Origin of the sequence: Polaromonas sp. C04, assembly GCF_002002705.1 — a bacterium.
Taxonomy (GTDB): Bacteria; Pseudomonadota; Gammaproteobacteria; order Burkholderiales; family Burkholderiaceae_C; genus Rhodoferax_A.
The window spans coordinates 93,357-110,778 of sequence record NZ_MUNS01000039.1; the positions used below are offsets into that span (position 1 = coordinate 93,357).

The 17,422-nt window shown below is 64.3% G+C and carries 10 protein-coding genes; 4 read left to right on the top strand and 6 right to left on the bottom strand.

Translation table 11 applies throughout. The annotated features are described in order from the left end of the window. Nucleotides 1-171 precede the first annotated feature (171 nt). The 4 genes from B0E49_RS15875 to B0E49_RS20935 all read left to right on the top strand — a co-directional run bounded on the left by B0E49_RS15875 (nucleotide 172) and on the right by B0E49_RS20935 (nucleotide 11,003). Nucleotides 172-1,878 carry a ShlB/FhaC/HecB family hemolysin secretion/activation protein gene (locus tag B0E49_RS15875; RefSeq protein WP_144264591.1) on the top strand — a complete coding sequence of 569 codons (1,707 nt, stop codon included), beginning with the start codon at nucleotides 172-174 and terminating at the stop codon, nucleotides 1,876-1,878. A gap of 50 nt (nucleotides 1,879-1,928) precedes the next feature. Next, nucleotides 1,929-10,091, top strand: a complete 8,163-nt coding sequence (locus tag B0E49_RS20315; RefSeq protein ID WP_144264592.1) for a two-partner secretion domain-containing protein — start codon at nucleotides 1,929-1,931, stop codon at nucleotides 10,089-10,091. After that, nucleotides 10,088-10,450: a hypothetical protein gene (locus tag B0E49_RS20320; RefSeq protein ID WP_144264593.1), complete on the top strand. Its 363-nt coding sequence runs from the start codon at nucleotides 10,088-10,090 to the stop codon at nucleotides 10,448-10,450. Before B0E49_RS20315 ends, B0E49_RS20320 begins: the two co-directional genes overlap by 4 nt. Before the next feature lie 64 nt (nucleotides 10,451-10,514). Next, nucleotides 10,515-11,003, top strand: coding sequence for a transposase (locus tag B0E49_RS20935; RefSeq protein ID WP_077563231.1), 489 nt, complete (start codon nucleotides 10,515-10,517; stop codon nucleotides 11,001-11,003). An 87-nt stretch (nucleotides 11,004-11,090) separates the two neighbouring features. Here B0E49_RS20935 and B0E49_RS15920 read toward each other — a convergent pair whose 3' ends face one another. The 6 genes from B0E49_RS15920 to B0E49_RS15945 all read right to left on the bottom strand — a co-directional run bounded on the left by B0E49_RS15920 (nucleotide 11,091) and on the right by B0E49_RS15945 (nucleotide 17,361). After that, nucleotides 11,091-12,818, bottom strand: coding sequence for a cbb3-type cytochrome c oxidase subunit I (locus tag B0E49_RS15920; protein ID WP_077563232.1), 1,728 nt, complete (start codon nucleotides 12,816-12,818; stop codon nucleotides 11,091-11,093). Continuing rightward, nucleotides 12,818-13,783 (bottom strand): c-type cytochrome, encoded by a 966-nt coding sequence (locus B0E49_RS15925; protein ID WP_077563234.1) that lies wholly within the window; start codon nucleotides 13,781-13,783, stop codon nucleotides 12,818-12,820. Before B0E49_RS15925 ends, B0E49_RS15920 begins: the two co-directional genes overlap by 1 nt. Further along, the gene (locus B0E49_RS15930) at nucleotides 13,780-14,022 is read right to left on the bottom strand and encodes a hypothetical protein (protein WP_077563236.1); all 243 of its coding nucleotides are present in this window, start codon (nucleotides 14,020-14,022) and stop codon (nucleotides 13,780-13,782) included. The genes B0E49_RS15925 and B0E49_RS15930 overlap by 4 nt, the downstream gene beginning before the upstream one ends. Nucleotides 14,023-14,346: 324 nt before the next feature. Next, complete coding sequence (locus B0E49_RS15935; RefSeq protein ID WP_286138057.1) at nucleotides 14,347-15,471, bottom strand: ABC transporter ATP-binding protein; 1,125 nt, start codon at nucleotides 15,469-15,471, stop codon at nucleotides 14,347-14,349. After that, nucleotides 15,468-16,445 carry an ABC transporter ATP-binding protein gene (locus B0E49_RS15940; RefSeq protein ID WP_077563238.1) on the bottom strand — a complete coding sequence of 326 codons (978 nt, stop codon included), beginning with the start codon at nucleotides 16,443-16,445 and terminating at the stop codon, nucleotides 15,468-15,470. The genes B0E49_RS15935 and B0E49_RS15940 overlap by 4 nt, the downstream gene beginning before the upstream one ends. Nucleotides 16,446-16,449: 4 nt before the next feature. Continuing rightward, nucleotides 16,450-17,361 (bottom strand): ABC transporter permease, encoded by a 912-nt coding sequence (locus B0E49_RS15945; protein ID WP_077563240.1) that lies wholly within the window; start codon nucleotides 17,359-17,361, stop codon nucleotides 16,450-16,452. Nucleotides 17,362-17,422: the final 61 nt, after the last annotated feature.

Consider the following 17,422-nt stretch of genomic DNA (forward strand, 5'->3'; position numbering starts at 1 on the left):
TCGATGCAGACGGGAGCGCTGCGCCCTTTATGTCGCGGGTTCGTTAAACTGCGTAACAAAACGTATTAACGTACGGCGACATCGATTCGCCAGCGACAGGGGGGAAACAACGCAATGCAGGCGAGGACGCGGGCGGGCGCATACGCACATTCATTCATCGCAGCCATCCTGATGGGTTGCACCCTTTTATTCGTCGGGACCTTGGGATGGGCGCAGGGTCCCACGAACGCCAAGCGCGACGCCGCGGAGCAGCGCCGTGCCCAGGAGCGCGAGACCCAGTTACGCGATCAGCAGGAGCGCACGCCCGACGTGCGTTTGCCCGTACCGGCAGCGGCGCCGCCGCAACGCCTGCCTGCATCGGAGGCGCCCTGCTTCACCATCCACCAGATTGAACTGCGAGGCGATGCATCGGACCACTTCGGCTGGTTGCCCGGTGCGTTGGCCGGTCCGCAAGGCAACGACGCCCCACGGGGCAAATGCCTCGGCGCCAGAGGCGTCAAGCTGGTACTTGAACGTGCCCAGAATGCACTGGTCGCCAAAGGCTATGTCACCAGCCGGGTGCTGGCCGAGCCGCAGGACCTGAGCACGGGCCGCCTGGTCCTGACCCTGATCCCGGGGCGCATCCATGCCATCCGCTTTGTGGAACCGGTCGATCCCCGCGGCACCGCGTGGAATGCCGTGCCGGCCCAAGCCGGCGACCTCCTCAACCTGCGCGATATCGAGCAGGCGCTGGAAAACTTCAAGCGCGTGCCCAGCGCCGAGGCCGACATCCAGATCGCGCCGGCCACGGGCGACGCTGCGCGGCCCGGCGAGAGCGATCTGCTCATCAGCTACCGGCAGGGCGTGCCGTTCAGGTTGGCCCTGTCTGCCGACGACAGCGGCACTCGCGGCACCGGCAAGTACCAGGGCGGCATCACCCTGTCCTATGACAACTGGTGGACGCTGAACGACCTGTTCTATGTCAGCCTGAACCATGACCTGGACCGCAACCTGGGTGGCAGCGACGCCGGCCCGCGCGGCACCCAGGGAGGCACGGTGCATTACTCCGTGCCGCTCGGCTACTGGTTGCTGGGCGCCACCGTCAGCAGCAACCGCTACTTCCAGACCGTGGCCGGGGCCAGCCAGGACTACATCTTCAGCGGCACCAGCCGCAACGCCGAGCTCAAGCTCTCGCGCCTGCTCTATCGCGACGCGAGCCGCAAAACCACGGCCAGCATCAAGGCGTTCCAGCGCCGGTCGAACAACTTCATCGACGACACCGAGGTGCAGGTGCAGCGCCGCGTGGTGGGCGGCTGGGAACTGGGCATCGGCCACAAGGAGTTCATCGGAGCTGCCGTGCTGGAGGGCAACCTGGCCTACAAGCGCGGCACCGGCGCCTTTGGCTCGCTGCAGGCCCCGGAGGAAGCCTTTGGCGAAGGCAGTTCGCGCTTCGCATTGGTCAGCGCCGATGCCGGCCTGAACCTGCCATTCAAGCTCGCGGATCGGCGCTGGCGCTACAGCGCCAACTGGCGCGCCCAGTTCGACCGCACGCCGCTGACGCCGCAGGACCGCTTTGCCATCGGCGGGCGCTACAGCGTGCGCGGCTTCGATGGCGAGCAGGTTCTCTCCGGCGAGCGCGGCTGGCTGATCCGCAATGAAATCGGCGCTCCCTGGGGCGACGGCGGGCAGGAGTTCTACGTCGGGCTGGACCATGGTCAGGTCAGTGGCCCGAGCAGCGCCTGGCTGGTGGGCCGAAGCCTGACCGGTGCCGTGCTGGGTCTGCGCGGCGGCATCCGGAATCTGCAGTACGACCTGTTCATCGGCGCGCCAGTGCGCAAACCCGCGGGCTTGCATACCACCGGCAGCGTAGCCGGATTCAACCTGAACCTCAGCTTTTGAACCGACCCCGCCTTCGCTTGTGAAATTACCTGAAACCACCCGGGATCAATATGAACAAAAACTGCTACCGCATCATCTTCAACGCCGGGCGCGGCCAGCGCATGGCCGTGGCGGAGACCGCCGCGTCACAAGGGAAAAACGCCGCCGGACAAACCCTCGGCGGCGCCGCGAGCAGGTTTTCGGGCAGCCTGGTCGTCACGCTGCGCCCGGCGAGCTTTGCAATCTACGCAGCCCTGGGGCTGGTACTCTGGATGCAGCCGCCAGCCCAGGCGCAGATCGTGGCCGACCCCGGCGCCTCGCGCACCCAGCAGCCCACCGTGCTGACTGCCCCCAATGGCGTGCCAGTCGTCAACATCCAGACTCCCAGCGCCGCCGGGGTGAGCCGCAACACCTACCGCCAGTTCGACGTGAACCAGCCGGGCGCCATCCTCAACAACAGCCGCAGCAACGTGCAGACCCAGACCGGCGGCTGGGTGCAAGGCAACCCGTGGCTGGCCGCGGGCGGCGCCCGCGTCATCCTGAACGAGGTCAACTCCAGCAACCCCAGCCAGTTGCGCGGCTATGTCGAGGTGGCCGGCCAGCGCGCCGAAGTCATCATCGCCAACCCGGCGGGCATCAACATCGACGGCGGCGGCTTCATCAACGCCAGCCGCGTCACGCTCACCACCGGCACGCCGGTGATGAACGGCGGCAACCTGGACGGCTATCGAGTACAGGATGGCAACGTCAGCGTGGGCGGCTTGGGCCTTGACGCCAGCACGGCGGACTACACCGCCATCCTGGCGCGCGCCGTGCAGGTCAACGCCGGCATCTGGGCCAAGGAACTCAAGGTCACCACCGGCGCCAACCGGGTCGATGCCGGCCAGATCAGTGCCACGCCGATTGCAGGCACCGGCATTGCGCCGGCGTTTGCACTGGATGCCTCGGCATTGGGTGGCATGTATGCCGGCAAGATCACCCTGATCGGGACAGAGGCCGGCGTGGGCGTGCGCAACGCCGGCGTCATTGGCGCCACCGCTGGCGATGTCGTCGTGCAAGGCAACGGCTGGCTGAGCAACAGTGGCAGCATCCAGGCGGCGGGCCATGCCCAGATCAACACCTCCGGTGCCATCAGCAACAGCGGCACCGTCTATGGCAGCGGCAACACCGGCCTGACCAGCCAGGGCAGCATCGACACCACGGGCCTGATCGCCGCGCTGGGCCACACCAGCCTGCAGGCCGGCTCGTACATCAACGCGGGTACCGGCTCGGTAGTGGCCGCCGGCCTGAACGCGGACGACACCCTGGCGTCAGGCGGCGACCTGTCGGTCATGGCGGCCGATGCCGCCTCCCTGCACGGCCAGACGCTGGCCGCCGGCAACGCCAGCGTGTCGGGAACCCGGGTCAGCCTGGCCGATGGCAAAGTCGCCGCGCAGAATTTCAACCTGACCGCCCGCGGCGGTGATGTGAACGCCAGCCGCGCCAGCGTCGGCATCCAGGGCACATTCAACGCGAACGCGGCGCAAACCCTGCGCACTGATGGCGCCAGCGTCTCGGCGGGCCAACTCACCTTCTCGGCGCGTGATGCGTCCAACGTCGGCGGCGAGATCGTGCAGACTGGCAATGGCGACACCGCCCTTCGCCTGGCCGGCGACTTGAACAACACCGCGGGCCGTATCGCCACCAACAGCCAGAACCTGGCACTGGCCGCCCAGACCCTGACCAACACCGACGGCAGCATCGAACATGCAGGTACGGGGACGCTGGCCATCCAGGCTGGCACGTTGAACGACCAGCGCGGCCAGATCACCAGCAACGGCGCACTCCTGCTCGCCGCGGGCAGCGTCAACCACGACGGTGCCAGTACGCTGGCCCAACAAGTCGCCATCGCCGCCATCGATTTGAGCAACCACGGCGGCGAAATCACCCAGACCGGCACGCAGGCAGCACGCATCAGCGTCATGGGTACGCTGGACAACATGGGCGGCAAGGTCGCGAGCAATGGCGATACCATGCTCAGCGCGCAAAGCCTGCTCAACCAGGGCGGCAGTGTTCAGGCCACCGGCGCAGCCAACCTTGACATCACGACCACGGCCACCCTGGACAACAGCGCCGGTGGCCACATCGCCGCGGGCGGCAACGTCAGCTTGCACGCAGCTTCGTTGAACAACAACCAGGGCCAAATAACGGCGGGCGGCAGTCTGGGCGCATCGGCCGACGCCGCCATTGGCAACGTCCAGGGCCTGGTCGCCGCCAACGGCGCCGTCAACCTCGCCGCTACCAGCCTGAACAACACCCAGGGCACCGTGGCCTCCGTTCAGAACAACCTGAGCGTTGCCACCGGAGGCGCCACCGTCAACAGCAGCGGCATGCTGCAAGCCGCGCAAGACGTGACGCTAAACACTGCGGGCCTGAGCAACCACCTGGGCACCGTCGCGGCCGGCGGCAGCGCCGCCCTGCAAACCGGCGCGTTGGACAACGATGGCGGACTGATTAAGGCAGCTGGCGCATTGGCCATCGACACCAACGGCGCAACCCTGGCCAATACTCATGCTGCGAGCCACGCCAGCGGCGCCGGCGGCATCACCAGCCAAAGCACGCTGACACTGGCCACGGGCGACCTCGAAAATACGGCCGGTTTCATCGGCGCCAGGGGTGCCTTGAGCGCCGCCACGGCCCACGCCAGCAACTCTGCGGGCGGCCAAGTCGTCGGTGAATCCAGCATCGCGATATCGGGTACCGGCTTCGACAACCGGGGCGGCGAGGTCCAGGCCCTGGGCGATGTGAGCCTGCATGCGGGCACGGGGTCCATCGACAACAGCGCCAGCCTGATTCGCAGCGCCGGCACCACCACGCTGAGCGCCGGCGCCGTGCGCAACAACGACACCGGCGGCGCCAATCAGGGCATCGAAGGTAACTATGTTGCCATCGCGGCGGATTCAATCGCCAACGACAGCGGCGCCATTCGCGCCGACAGCAATGCTGCACTGACCAGCTCGGGCGGCCTCAACAACAGCGCCGGCCTCATCAGCGCGGGCAACACCCTGGCGGTGCACGACAGCGCTGCCGCCAAGACCCTGGTCATCAGCAACACGGGCGGCACCGTCATTGCCGGGCAAGGCGCCAGCGTCGATGCCGCAGGCCTCACCGGCGACGGCAAGGTTCTGTCCAGGGGCGACCTCGCCATCGCGTTGACCACCGATTTCAACAACAGCGGCGAGGTCACCGCCAACCACAACGTCAGCCTCGGCACCACCGGCAATCTGACCAACAGCGGCAAGCTGCAGGCGGGGGCCACACTGCGCGTGTCCGCCTCCAGTATCGACAACGCCGCCAGCGGCGAAATCACCGGCGCCAGCACCCAGCTCACGGCCACGAGCAGCCTGACCAACCGCGGCCTGATTGATGGCCAGGACACGCAGCTCAACGCCGCAACGCTGAACAACCTGGGTACCGGCCGCATCTACGGCGACCACCTGAGCATGGTGGCCAGCACGGTCAACAACGACGTGGAAGGCGGCGGCGCCGCGACGATCGCCGCGCGCCAGCGCCTGGACATCGGCGCGGGAACGGTGAATAACCGCGAAGGCGCGCTGATCTTCAGCGCCGGCAACATGGCCATCGGCAGCAGCCTCGACGCGAACCGGCTGGCCAGCGGCCAGGCGGTGGCCGTCAACAACGCCTCGGCCACCATCGAGGCGCTGGGCAACCTTGCCATCAACGCGGCGCAGGTGAACAACACCAACAACCATTTCAGCACCGAGCAAAGGCTCGTCTCGAGCCAGTCGATCGTCGAATACAGCCCCACCGGCTCACCCAATCACTACGCCGAGAATCAGGTCCGGTTGTACTACCCCGATGAAAACATCCACCTCATCAGCCCGGAAGGCGACGCCTATGACTTCAACCGGTTTAGCTATGTCAGAACCGTCACCGAAACGGCACAAGCCACCAGCGATCCGGGAAAACTGCTGGCGGGCGGCAGCATGACGCTGAACACCCAAAGCCTGCAGAACGACAAGAGCCACATCATCGCGGGCGCGGCGCTGAATGTGTCTGCCGCAAACCTGGAAAACACCACGGTGCCGGGTACGCGGCAAACCCAGGACAACGGGGTGGCGACGCACTATTACGTCATCTTCCGCAGCGGCCCCGATGGACAAGGCGCCGACGATTCGCCCTATGGGCCGCCCACTATCCTCGAGGGCATCACGCTCAGTCCTACACGGTACGACGCCTTTACCGCCTCCGTGGGCAGCGGCACCACGCTGACCGGCACGGCTCTTGGCAGTGTCAACGCCACCACCGGCGCCGCCGGCGCGGTCAACGCTGCGGTGCGCGGCGGCAGCATCATTCAGGCCAACGCCAGCGTGGGCAACGTGGCCCCCAGCAGCGGCGGTACGCTGGTCGTGCGGGCCATGCAAGTCAATACCAGCATCCCCAGCACCAGCCTGTTCCACGTCAACGCCAACCCGGCGGGCAGCTACCTGGTGGAGACCGACCCGCGCTTTGCCAGCTACCGCCAGTGGCTCAGTTCGGATTACCTGCTGAAGGCCTTGAACATTGACCCTGCCATCACCCAGAAGCGCCTGGGCGACGGCTTTTACGAGCAGCGCCTGGTACGCGAACAGGTGGCCCAACTCACAGGACAGCGCTTCCTGGGCAACTACAGCAGCGACGAACAGCAATATCAGGCCTTGATGCAGGCCGGCATCACTTACGCCGGCCAATGGCAGCTGCGTCCCGGTGTGGCCCTGACAGCCGAACAGATGGCGCAACTCACCAGTGACATCGTCTGGCTGGTCGAGCAGCAGGTCACGCTGCCGGACGGCAAGATCACGACAGCCCTGGTGCCACAGGTCTACGCGCGCGTACAGGACGGCGACCTCGCCTCCAGCGGGGCGCTGCTGGCCGGGCGTGAGATCAACCTCAACCTCTCGGGTGATTTGACCAACAGCGGCACCATCGCAGGCCGGCAAGTCGTCAACCTCGCCGCAGAGAATATCCAGAACCTGGGCGGGCGCATCCAGGGCGACGCCGTCTCCGTCTCGGCGCGCCAGGACCTGAACAATATCGGCGGCACGATCCAGGCCGCCAGCGCTCTGAGCGCCACGGCCGGGCGCGACCTGAACGTGGTGACCACGACGCGCAGCGCCGACAGTGCCGTGGGCGGCAACAGTTTCAGCCGCACCAGCATCGACCGGGTAGCCAGCCTGTATGTCACAGGCCCAAACGGCACGCTGATGGCCAGCGCCGGCCGCGATGCCAACATCATCGCCGGCGTGATCGCCAGCAGTGACCAGGGCGGCGGCGCCACCGTCGTTGCCGGCAACAACCTGAACCTGGGTACCGTCACGACATCCAGCGCCAACCAGATCGTCTGGGATGCCAAAAATCGCCGCAGCGACGGCGCCAGCACCGAAGTGGGCAGCCAGATCCAGAGCGCCGGCACGGTGCGCCTGGCCGCTGGCAATGAACTGAATGCCCGTGCCGCCAACGTCGAAGCTGCCGGGGCAGTGTTCGCCAGCGCCGGGCGCGACCTCAACATCAGCGCCGGCCAGAGCAGCCAGAGCGTCGATGAAGCCCATCAGCACACGAGTCGGGGCTTCCTGTCCAGCCGCACCGACACCACGCTGGACCAGGTCAAGCGCACGGACAGCGTGGGCAGCAGCTTCAGCGGCAGCACCGTGACGGCTTTGGCCGGACGCGACCTTGCGGTGTCGGGCTCCAGCGTGGTCAGCGACACCGCCACGACGCTGCTCGCCCAAAACAACATCAGCATCGAGGCCGCCGGCAACACCAGTGAAGAACAGCATCTGGTCGCGCAGAAGAAGTCCGGCCTGCTGGGCTCGGGCGGTATCGGCTTCACCATCGGCACGCGCGAGCAGAGCATGGACGGCAAGAACCAGGCGATCGGCCACACGGCCAGTACCGTAGGCGCGATCAATGGCGATGTGACCATCATCGCCGGCAATCAGTACCAGCAGAAAGGCAGTGATCTGCTGGCACCGGGCGGCGACATCAACGTGTTGGCGAAGAACATTGCCATCACCGAAGTGCAGAACACCGAGGCCATGCAAGCTGAGCAAAAATTCAAGCAAAGTGGCCTGTCGGTAGCGCTGACCAGTCCGGTGCTCAGCGCCCTGCAAACGGGCCAGCAAATGATGCAGGCGGCAGGCAACACCGGCAATGGACGCATGCAGGCGCTGGCAGTGGCCAATGGCGCCTTTGCTACCAGGGATGTCTATAACGCCCTCCAGGCCGGCCAGAGCAGCACCGGAAACAACCCCAGCGCCGCCACCGAGCACAGTGCCGCGGACAAGGCCGGTGGCATCAATGTCAGCATCAGCGTAGGCGGCTCCAAAAGCCAAAGCAACTCCAGCAGCAGCGCCAGCAGCGCCCAGGGATCGACCATCTCCGCAGGTGGCAACGTCAACCTGACGGCGAGTGGAGCCGGCCTGGACAGCAACCTCACCGTGCAGGGTGGCGACATCCGAGCCGGCTACAACGTCAGCTTGAATGCCAACAACGCTATCGCCCTGCTGGCCGCTCAGAACACCGCCAGCCAGGACAGCAGCAACACCAGCAGTTCGGGCTCCCTCGGAGTGAGCTTTGGCACCAATGGCTTCGGCGTCACCGCCAGCGCCAGCAAGGGGCGCGGCAACGCCGATGGCAGCGATGTGGGCTGGACCAACACCCATGTCGCGGCCGGCCACCAGCTGAGCTTGAACTCGGGCGGCGACACCACGCTCAAGGGCGCCGTCGCCAGCGGCCAGCAGGTCATCGCCGATGTCGGTGGCAACCTCAGTATCGAGAGCCTGCAGGAGAGCAGCCGATACGCCAGCAAAAATCAGTCGATAGGCGGCAGCATCACGGTAGGTGCGGGCGCGTCGGGCAGCCTGAGCTTCAACAAGAGCAGGGTCGACAGCGACTTTGCCAGTGTGACGGAGCAGTCAGGCATCAAGGCCGGCGATGGCGGCTTCGATGTCAATGTCAAGGGTAATACCGATCTCAAGGGCGGCGTGATCGCGAGCACCGACAAGGCGGTCAATGATGGACGGAACAGCTTCGCAACAGGCGGCACCCTGACCACCAGCGATATCCTGAACACCGCCCGCTACGACGGCAGCAGCGTCGGCGTCAACCTGGGCAGCGGCGTCAGCGTGGACGGTAAACTCGCCCCGCAAGGCACCGGTGCCGGCGTCGGCAAAGACAGCGGCAATGCGGCCAGCATCACCCAGGCGGGCATCAGCGGCATCGCCGGCAACATGGGTGCTCGCACGGGTGACGCTGATAGCGGTATCCAGAAAATCTTTGACCCTGACAAGGTGCAAAAAGACATCAACGCGCAAGTGCAGATCACGCAGACCTTCGGGTTGCAGGCAGGCAAGGCGATCAATGACTACGCTCAAGGCCAAAGAAAAGGTTTGCAGGATCAACTCAAGAATGCAGGCACTGAAGAAGAAAAACAGGCGATACAAACCCAAATCAACGATGTGAACAAACAAGAGCGGGTGATGAATGTGCTTGTTGGCGCAATCACAGGCTTTGGTGGTGCGGCCCTGACCAAAGAGGGCCTCTCGGCGGCAGCGGAACAGATGCGCCAGCTCATGATTGAAGACTCGAAGAAGTTTGCGGGCGTGACCGATGGCACGACGGTATTGAGCAACGTCTCCGGGCCGAGCGCAGGCGTGCGGGGCGATGGCCTGAAGATAGGCGGCACGCGTGTGGATTTGGATTTTCTGTGCGGGGTTGCGAATGAGCGATGCGTGATACAGAAAAATGCGGACGGTACCCCCATCGTTGACGCGCAAGGAAAAACCCAGTTAAAACTCAACGAGCAAGGCCAAGTTGTGTTCGATCCATCTGGCGCCAATGGAGCATCTTTAGCGGCATACCTCCAATCTCCGGAAGGCCAAAGAATGGTCGGCCCGACAGGCGGCATTCAGGGCGCCCAAGGCACGCTGTTTGGCGTGCCGTATGCAGCAGGCAGTTGGCAAGACAAGCTCGTCGAGGCATTCTCCGGGACACACGACATGATTGGCGGGAAGCTCTCCGGCTTGTATGACGGGCAGGGAAATGCAACAAGAAATCGCGACAATCCAACGCAGAAAACTCAAGACACATGGAGCGCAACGGGTGCAATTGTGGTCTCTTCGCCTTTTGCAATGGCAGAGTTTTTGTCGCCGGAAATGTGGAAGGCCATCAGTATTTTCTTGGGAGCGGCAAGATGAAGGTTTTGATCAAACCATGCACAGCGATCAGTCTCGGACTATTGCTCACAGCCTGCACGATTGGCAACGGGAGAATTTGTGGACCACAAACTCCAGTTGCCTACTGTGACCGCGCGGCTTACGAAAAACTGGCGCACCCCAAAGCCTACGGCCAGTACTGGGTCAAGCCGGGCATGAGCGTGGAGCGCTGGCGGCAAGATTGGGTGCGGTGTGGGGGGATGAGTAATGGGCAATATTCGGGCAACGCGCCAACAGGCGCAACAACAAAGACGATTCTCGCGTCACAAGAACAAGAGAGAGAAAAGCTTGATGCCTGCATGAAATCCGAAGGCTACCAATACCGAAATACGGGACCTTGATCAGACTCATACCAATTTGCGTTCAATGAATTAGCTATCATGATCATGACCAGACTTTGAGGACTTGGGCAAGCCCAAGCGCTGCTGGGCTCCCGTTGGGGTGCGGCCCGTGGTGGGCGCACGGCTTGTGCGCAAATTCAGCTACGCCTTTGCCGCGGTCAGTCCGCACGACGGTGTGATGGACAGCCTGATCCTGCCGTGGGTCAACGCGCACACCATGTCGCTGTTCCTGTGCACCGTGGCGCAGCGCCACCCCAATGAATTCATTGTCATGGTGATGGACCAGGCGGGCTGGCACATCGCGCAAGACCTGCAGGTGCCCCAGAACATGCGTCTGGTCTTGCTGCCGCCCTGGAGTCCGGAGATCAATCCGGCAGAACACATCTGGGAGGCGCTGCGTGAGGACTGCGTGGGCAACACCGTCTTCGCCAACCTCGATGCCGCCGACAAGGCGCTCAGCGCCGGACTGCTCTCCCTCGAATTGGACCCCTCACGAATGCAGAGCCTTACCGGGTTCAAATGGATAACTTCTATATCATTGAACGCACATTAGTATCAAGCCTCGTGCGAGTCATGACCACATGCCCTGCAAGTACATCCGTATGAAGTGCCCAGACCACTTCGGAGCAACATCTTGTTTTCAGGTCCGCGTCGGCGCGGGGATGCCGGCCACGGAAACGCCCCCGCCGGTCTCTATTGGGGATGTCGACGCGCGCGCTTCCATCGAGGCGAGGAAGCGCCACACGAACAGCAGAGTCACCAGCAGCAGCCCCGGATAACCCACGCCGGCCAGTAGATACGGCAGCGTGGGATCGCCGTCCACGCGCACCCGCGGCATATTGAAGCTGAGCAGGCCCAGCGTGATGATCGCGCCAAACACCCACATCATCATCAGCCAGATGCCCGCTTCGAAGCCGCTCAACGGCCGGCTCCAGCCAACGGCCGGGCGCGCAACCGCGAAGTCGCCGTGCGCCGCCTCGCGCGGATTGGCGCTCGCCGGAGCGCGCAGCCGTTGCCCGAGGGTCAGCAGGTCGTAACCCAGGACGACGGCACCCGCGGTCAACACCAGACCAAACAGCGGCAGCATCAGTTTGTAGACACCCATCGCGTGCGTGACGTCACCCCCGAACCAGTGCAGCCCGAGGGTGCGATAGATGTAGATCTGCACCGTGCCACCGATATCGAAGGCGAACGCCATGCCCAGCACGCCGATGAAGACCAGCCAGAAGCCGAGCTTGCCCAGGCGCTGGTCGTAGTTGGGCACCTTGCGCAGGATCGGCACGGCGTAATAGGCCGCGGCGATACCCAGCATGCCAAACGTGCCGAACAGTGCCAGATGGGCGTGTCCCGCCGTAACCCAGGTGCCATGCGACCACACGTTGGTGAGCGCAAACGTCATGCTGAAACCGAGGATGCCGGCCCCGATCAGTTCCAGCACCATCGAGCCAAGGATGAAATAGAACGCGGGGGCATTTTCCAGCGGACGTTTGTTGGCGTGTGCATCCAGATAGATGTGCCAGAAGCAGAACACCAGTGGCAACGGCTCGAGTGCGCTGAACAGCGATCCCCAGAACTGCCAGAACTCCGGCGTGCCGATCCAGAAGTAGTGATGCGCGTTGCCGATCAGGCCCGACAGCCACACCAGCGTGATACCCCAGAACACCGCAAAGCCCACCGACTTGATGTCCGCCTTGAACATCAGCACCAAAAGAAAACCGACCAGCGTGATGTGAATGACCTCCCACACACCCTCGACCCAGTAGTGCACCACGAACCAGCGGAAATATTCCTGCAGGTCCAACCGCTCCACGTAGAACAAGCCGAAGACCCATACCGCCATCAACGCGGCGACACCCAGACCGAGCCCCCAGTGGACCTCGTTCCATTCGCGTATCGGCGGGAATGTGCGCAACACGACATACGCGAGGATGGCAAAGCCAACAAGAATCACGATGCCGGCAATTCGCCCGGCCTCCAGATACTCCAGCCCCTGCTGCAGCCATGGCTGCCCCAGCCACCAGCCGGCAATACCGCGTTCCGCCAGAAACTGCGTGAAGAAGTTCCACACCACGACGACGATCAGCGCGTAGAACAGGAACTTGATCAGCCACGGCGACACCATCTCGCGTTTGGACAGCAACGGCCCGACAAACAGGATTGCGCCAATGAAACCGCACAGGATCCACATGATTCCCAAGTTGAGATGCTCGGCGCGGACGACGTTGAAGTTCATCACGCCGGAGAGCACCGTCGGGTCGATCTGCTGCGTCGCGAGGATCATGCCGTCAATGACCTGGATGACGAACAGCACCAGCATCAGCATGAAAAAGCGCAGGCTAAGGCGCTGGGTTTGGTATTGAATCTGCATCACTGCTTCCCCAGGGTGTGGAGGTAGGCCACGATGGCGTTGACTTCATCGTCCTTGAGCAGGGTCTTGTAGACGGGCATGACGCTCGCCGGATAACCTGCCACGATCTTGGCGTTGGGGTCACGGATCGATTCGGCCAGGTAGGCATCATCGGCGGTGACCGTGCTGCCGTCGGCGAGGCCGACCTTCGACTGGTACAAGCCTCCCCAACCCGGGCCGACCAATCGCTTTTTGTCCGTCGCGTGACACGCAATGCAGCCGTTGTCCTTGACGAGTTGCGCGCCAAGTGCCACAGGGTCGGGCGCCGCGCTGGCAGGCGCCGGTGACGCAGCAACGGCGAGCGTCTGAGTCGTTGCGGCCACACCATGTGCAAGCTGCAGGCGCTTGTCGAGCCCTTCAACTTCAACCTTGGGCGGCCAGCCTTCGGTATTCATGGCGGAGGTGTATTTGAGATAGGCAATCAGCTGGCCGATCTCGTCCTTGCTGAACGGCAGGTTCGGCATCATGGTCGTACCACCGCCGCGGCGCTCAATCCGTACCGCTGCGCCGGGAAATTTCTTGAGATACGCGTCGATCGAGTCAATACCAGTGTCGGCCACCTGGCTGGGATCCTGCAACTGCGCGCGTACCGCGGCGGCCGTCGGCCATCCGCCGGCCGAGGACAGGAACGCGGCCAGATATGCGGGCCCGGCGTGCTTGTATTCCTCGGTAAGGTCCGGCCCCAAATAGGCGCCGTTGCCAACCATGGTGTGGCAGCCCATGCAGTTGTAGGCCTGAAACACCCGCTTGCCTTGATCGGCGGTGTACTTGCCATAGGTGATCGTGTCGGGCGTCGTCTGGCCACGTGATTTCAGAAACGAAAAAATCGACAGGACGATGAAGATCGCAGTCATGGCTGCCAGCATGACGAGCGCCCCGCGCCGCCGTGGCGTCTCGCAGCTGCTGCCGCCCACTCCGCAGCTCATGACGCATCCCCTTTGTCAGCAGGGGCGCCCTGCGTGTCATGCAGAAAAAGAATATGCAGGCTGCCAATGAAAACGTAGAACACGTAGACGGCGAGCACGAAGCCGAGCACGAAATAGATCAACCATGCGACATGCGACTCTGGCCAGTATTCAAAGTCGCGCCAAAACGGCCAGGACAACAGGAATGCGGCCACACTAGCCAGCACCGAGATCGTCAGATCGATAGTCCTCTGCTTCATGTCATCACCTCTCTAGTTGCCCTCACAACTTAAGTCTACGGTGGTCTTCGGCAATGTTTCGTCGTCAGAATTGATATCCATCAATGAATCGGAACATGGGACATATGACGTTGTGCCTTCATTGACGGCTCAAGGGCGGCAGCGCACGCAAAGCTGCTGCGGCGACGCCGGGCGGGCGCAGCCCGGCCGTCATGTCGTCAATTTTCGGGATTCAACTCACGCTGCAGCGCGGACGGCGCGGGCTATTTCCAGATCTGGAATCTGCAAGAAATACGGCCGTAGTCGGCTCCACATCTACGCAATTCGCTATCGATACGATAGCTACTAGATGCGGCCCTCTTCCACCGCGTGGCAGGCAATCTTCACGCCTTTGATCTCCAGCAGCGCGGGCCGCTCGGCCCGGCAGCGATCATTCACGTGCGGGCAGCGCGGGTGGAAGGTGCAGCCCGTGGGCGGGTTCAGGGGGTTCGGCACCTCGCCCTGCACCGGCGTGCGGGCGCGGCCGGTGTCGTGCATCTTCGGGATCGCATCGAGCAGCATGCGCGTGTAGGGATGCCTTGGAGTCGCGAACAGCGTCTGCTTGTCGGCCAGCTCCACCAGCCGGCCCAGGTACATCACGCCGACCTGGTCGCTCACATGGCGCACCACCGCGAGGTTGTGCGAGATGAACAAATAGGTCAGGCCGCGCGTGCGCTGCAGGTCCTTCATGATGTTGAGGACCTGCGCCTGCACGCTCACATCCAGCGCCGAGGTCGGCTCGTCACAGACCAGAAATTCGGGCTCGGTGGCGAGCGCGCGCGCGATCGAGATGCGCTGGCGCTGCCCGCCCGAGAACTGGTGCGGGTACTTCACCATGTCGAGCGGCGACAGGCCGACCGACTGCAGCAGTGCGCCGACGCGCGCCTTCAGCTCGGCCGCATTGGTGATCAGGCCATGCTCCTTGAGCGGCTCGCCCACAATGTCTTCCACCAGCCAGCGCGGATTCAGGCTGGCGTACGGGTCCTGGAAGATCATCTGCACGCGCCGGCGCAGCTGCCGCCCCGCGGGCGTCTTGAACGCCGCGTGCGCATCCTGGCCGTCAAACGTCAAGCCGCCGCGCGTGGGCTCGTACAGCCCCACCAGCAATCGCGCCACGGTGCTCTTGCCGCAGCCCGACTCGCCGACCAGCGCCAGCGTCTTGCCCTTCTCGATCTCGAAGCTCACACCGTCGACGGCGCGCAGCAGCTGGCGCGGCTTGCGCTCGAGCACGCGGTTCAGCCAGGGTGGGGACACGTCGAAGGTCTTCGCCAGGTCGTAGGCCTGCACCAGCGGCTGGCCTGCTCCCTCCCCCGCTGGGGGAGGGCTGGGGTGGGGGCCGGCGCCAGCCGCCACGTCATGCTCCGTAACCCCCATCCCTGCCTTCCCCCAAACGGGGAAGGAGTCCGCACCTTGCACGGTCATCTCACTCATGCAGGCACTCCCGCGCGGGCATCGTGCAGCCAGCAAGCCGCGCGCGTGGCACCGGCATTCATCAAATCAGGGCGTTCCTGCGTGCAGCGGTCAAAGGTTTGCGGGCAGCGCGGGTTGAAGGCGCAGCCGCGCGGAATCGCGTTCAGGCGCGGCATGGCGCCGTCGATCTGGTTCAGCCGTTCACGGTCCAGCGTGATGTCAGGGATCGCCGCCATCAGTCCCGCGGTGTACGGGTGCGCCGGCCGGTTGATCACCTCGTGCACCGGGCCGATTTCGGCGATGCGCCCCGCATACATCACGGCCACGCGGTCGCAGGTCTCGGCAATCACACCCATGTCGTGGGTGATCAGCATCACGGCGGCGCCGCGTTCCTTGCAGATGCTTTTGAGCAGTGTGATGATCTGCGCCTGGATCGACACGTCGAGCGCGGTGGTCGGCTCGTCGGCCACGATCAGTTTCGGCTCGGCAGCCAGCGCCAGCGCAATCACCACGCGCTGGCGCATGCCGCCCGAGAACTGGTGCGGGTAGTGGTCGATGCGCTGTGCGGCGGCCGGGATGCCGGTGTCGTCGAGCAGCGAAATGGCGCGCGCCTTGGCCTCCTTCTCCGTCACCGGCAAATGGGTCTGGATGGTTTCCACCAGTTGCCGCCCGATGGTGTAGAGCGGGTTCAGCGAGGTCAGCGGGTCCTGGAAAATGGCCCCGATCCGGCGCCCGCGAATATGCCGCATCTGCTCGTAGCCCAAGTGGTCGATACGCTGGCCTTCGAGCAGGATCTGCCCGCTCGCCACGCGCCCGGGCGGCTCCAGCAGGCCGATGATGGCGGCCCCGGTGAGCGACTTGCCGGCCCCCGACTCGCCCACCACGCCCAGGATTTCGCCGGGCGCGATGTCGAACGAGATATCGTCCAGCGCGCGCAGCGTACCGCGACGGCCGGGAAACTCGACCACCAGATTCTTGACTTGCAAAAGACTCATGCGGTTATCTAAGACGGGGGTTCATGGCGTCGCGCAGCCAGTCCCCCAGCAGGTTCACGGACAGCGCAATCACCACCAGCATCACGCCTGGAAACACGGCGATCCACCACTCGCCCGAGAACATGTAGTCGTTGCCGACGCGGATCAGGGTGCCCAGCGAGGGCGAGGTCGGCGGTGCGCCGACCCCCAAAAACGACAGCGTGGCCTCGGTGATGATGGCGGTCGCGACCTGGATGGTGGCCAGCACCAGCACCGGCCCCATCACATTGGGCAGCACGTGTTTGGTCATGATGCGCAGCGGCGCCACCCCCGTGACGCGCGCCGCCTGCACATATTCCTTGTGCCGCTCGACCAGCGTGGAGCCGCGCACCGTGCGCGCGTACTGGACCCACCCGCTCAGCGAGATCGACAGAATCAACACACCAAACGCCACAGATTCGTGGGCATCAGGGAACAGCGCGCGCCCAACGCCGGCAATCAGGAGCGCAATCAGGATCGCCGGGAACGACAGCATGACGTCGCACAGCCGCATCAGCAGCGAATCGACCCAGCCGCCGCGAAAGCCCGCCAGCAAGCCCAGGAAAACCCCCACCAGCATGGACAAAATGACCGACACCACGCCCACCACCAGCGAAATGCGCGCCCCGTAAAACAGGACCGACAGAATGTCGCGCCCCTGGTCGTCGGTGCCGAGCAGGTACTTGGCCGTGCCGTGCACATTCCAGGCCGGCGGCAGCCGCGCGTCGGAGAGCACCAGCGTGCTCAGGTCGAACGGGTTGTGCGGCGCCACCCAGCCCGCAAAGGTCGCGCAAAAAACGCACAGGAAGGCCACCACGGCCGCCGCGATCGCGACGGGCGAAGTGCGAAAGCTGTAGCCAACGTCGCCGTCGAACCAGCGATGGAGAGTTTTGATCATGCGTTAACAAGGCCGGGTTTGCCCCCTCCCCCCTTGGGGGAGGGTTGGGGTGGGGGCGGTG